Source organism: Streptomyces milbemycinicus, from assembly GCF_002154605.1.
Classification (GTDB): domain Bacteria; phylum Actinomycetota; class Actinomycetes; order Streptomycetales; family Streptomycetaceae; genus Streptomyces; species Streptomyces milbemycinicus.
Genome location: NZ_MUNE01000818.1, coordinates 1 through 2,561, shown reverse-complemented (window position 1 = coordinate 2,561; position 2,561 = coordinate 1). Strand labels below are relative to the sequence as shown.

Sequence of the window (2,561 nt, the reverse complement as noted above, 5' to 3'; positions counted from 1 at the left end):
CCCGCCCGGGGGTCAGCCCCGCCCGGGGGTCAGCCCCGGTCGAGGAGCAGCACGGCCAGGTCGTCCGTCAGCTCACCGCCGTTGAGCGCCCGCACCTCGGTGACGGTGTTGTCCAGCAGCTCCTCGCCGCGCAGCCCCGCCGTCAGCCCGCGGGCCACGATGTCGACCATCCCCTCCTGGCCCAGCCGCTGTACGCCCTTCCCGACGCGCCCCTCGATGAGCCCGTCGGTGTACATCATCAGGCTCCAGGAGCCGCCGAGCTCGATCTCCCGGCGCGGCCAGCGGGCGCCCGGCAGCAGGCCGAGGGCCGGGCCGTTGTCGTCGGCGGGCAGCAGCCGGGGCGCGCGCCCGGCGCGTATCGCCAGCGGTGCGGGGTGGCCGGCCAGGCACACCCCGGCCCGCCGCCCGTCCGGCGTGATGTCGACGGTGCACAGGGTCGCGAAGATCTCTTCGTCGGCGCGCTCGTTCTCCAGGACCTGCTGCAGAGTGCCGAGCAACTGGTCGCCGCAGAGCCCGGCGAAGGTCAGGGCGCGCCAGGCGATGCGCAGCTCGACGCCGAGGGCGGCCTCGTCGGGTCCGTGTCCGCAGACGTCGCCGATCATCGCGTGGACGGTGCCGTCCGGGGTGCGGACCGTGTCGTAGAAGTCGCCGCCCAGCAAGGCGCGGCTGCGGCCGGGCCGGTAGCGGGCGGCGAAGCGCAGTCCCGAGCCCTGCAGCAGCGGGGTGGGCAGCAGCCCGCGCTCGAGCCGGGCGTTCTCCTGGGCCCGCAGCCGGGACTCGGTCAGCTGGCGCTGGGCAAGGTCGGAGCGTTTGCGTTCGACGGCGTAGCGGATGGCTCGGCTGAGCAGCCGTCCGTCCAGCTCGTCGCGGAAGAGGAAGTCCTGGGCGCCGACCCGTACGGCCTCGGCGGCGCGCTCCCCGTCCTCCACGGCGGTCAGTACGAGGACCGCGTGGGCGGGTGCGAGCCGCAGCACCGCGTGCAGGGCGTCGAGCTCGTCCTCGGCCTTCTTGCAGGGGCCGGGCAGGGCCAGGTCCAGCAGGATGCACTGGACGTCATCGGTGAGCAGCCGCTCGGCCTCGGTGAGATTGCGGGCCGTACGGATACGGACCCGGTTCCCCTCGGTGTCCAGCATTTCGGGGACGATGAAGGAGCCGGCGGGGTCTTCCCCGATCACCAGCAGGGTGAGCCCGTTGTCGGGCGGCGCGGCAGGCAGGGCCTCGGTGGCCGGCGCCTCCAGCTGCCCGGTCGCGGGTACGGACATCGCTCGATTCCTTCCCTCCCCCCGAGAGCGCGGCGCTCAGGCGGCCGTTCACACGACCCAGCGCCGGACACTGAGAGGCGACCATAGCGCTAGGGCAGGCCCCAGCGGAATGACCTTCGGACAGCCACTTTTGTCATATGCCAAAGCCCTGAAGGGACTTGACGCGCCGGGGGATGGCCGTGGGATGACAAACATCACGCCTACGCAGGGTGAAATGACCGAATAGCCCCTCAGCTCCCGGCCTGGGCTCAGCTCCTGACCCCGGCCCGGCCCGGCCACAGACTCAGCCTCAGCCCTCAACCCCGTCCGGGCGTACGACACCGAGGATCGGCATCGAGCCGGCCCCGGCGACCGTGATCTGCCGCCCCGGGCGCGGCGCGTGGATGATCGCGCCGTCCCCTACATACATCCCCACATGACTCGCGTCCTTGAAGTAGATGATCAGGTCCCCCGGCCGCATCCGCTCGACGCTCACCTTCGGCAGCTGCCGCCACTGCTCCTGCGAGGTGCGCGGGATCGAACGGCCGCCCACGGCCCAGGCCCTCTGGGTCAGCCCCGAACAGTCGTAGGTGTCGGGGCCCTCCGCGCCCCACACATAGTCCTTGCCGAGTTGAGCGGTCGCGAAGTCCACCGCCCGCAGCCCCCGCGAGGTGCCCTTTCCGCCAATCTTCCGCAGTATCCCGGAGCCCAGCCAGGTCGTCTGCGCCTGGCGCTGCTGCTCCTCCTCCAGCTGCCGCAGCCGCTCCCGCTCCTTCGCCTTCAGCCGGGACTCCAACCGCTTGGCTTTGGCCAGCTTCGCCCGGATCTCCTTGCGGGCCGCGGCCTTCTTCGCGCGGCTGGAGTCGAGCCGCTCCCACTCCCGGGTGGCCGCCTTCGCATAGCCGTCGAGCGTGGCCTGCGTCTTCTCCAGCTGGTTCATCAGGCCCCGGGTCGCCTGCTGGCCCTTGCGCGCCAGCGTGATGTCGTCGAGGAAGCTCTCCGGGTCGTCGCCGAGGAGCAGCTGTGCCTCTGGCGGAATTCCGCCGTTGCGGTACTGGGCCCGGGCCACCGCCCCGGCCCGCTTCCGCAGGCCCGTCATCCGTTTCTGTGCCTTCACCACGGACTGTGCGATCTTTACGATCCGCTTCTCCTGGCGGGCCTGTTTCTCGCGCGCCAGGTTGTACGCGTCCGTGGCCGCCTCGGCCTTGCGGTAGAGGCCCTGCACCTTCTTGTGCACCTCTTGCAGACTGCTGCCCGCGGCCCCTTCCGACCCGGCCCCCGACTCCGCCCCGGCCCCGGGCGTGGGCTCACGCGGCGCCG

At 72.0% G+C, this 2,561-nt stretch carries 2 protein-coding genes; both read right to left on the bottom strand.

The window, feature by feature from the left end; translation table 11 throughout:
• Positions 1-29: 29 nt before the first annotated feature.
• Positions 30-1,262: a PP2C family protein-serine/threonine phosphatase gene (locus CCN51_RS46960; protein ID WP_014177680.1), complete on the bottom strand. Its 1,233-nt coding sequence runs from the start codon at positions 1,260-1,262 to the stop codon at positions 30-32.
• A gap of 289 nt (positions 1,263-1,551) precedes the next feature.
• A partial coding sequence (locus CCN51_RS46955) for a C40 family peptidase (RefSeq protein WP_107426272.1) occupies positions 1,552-2,561 on the bottom strand: 1,010 nt, incomplete at its 5' end.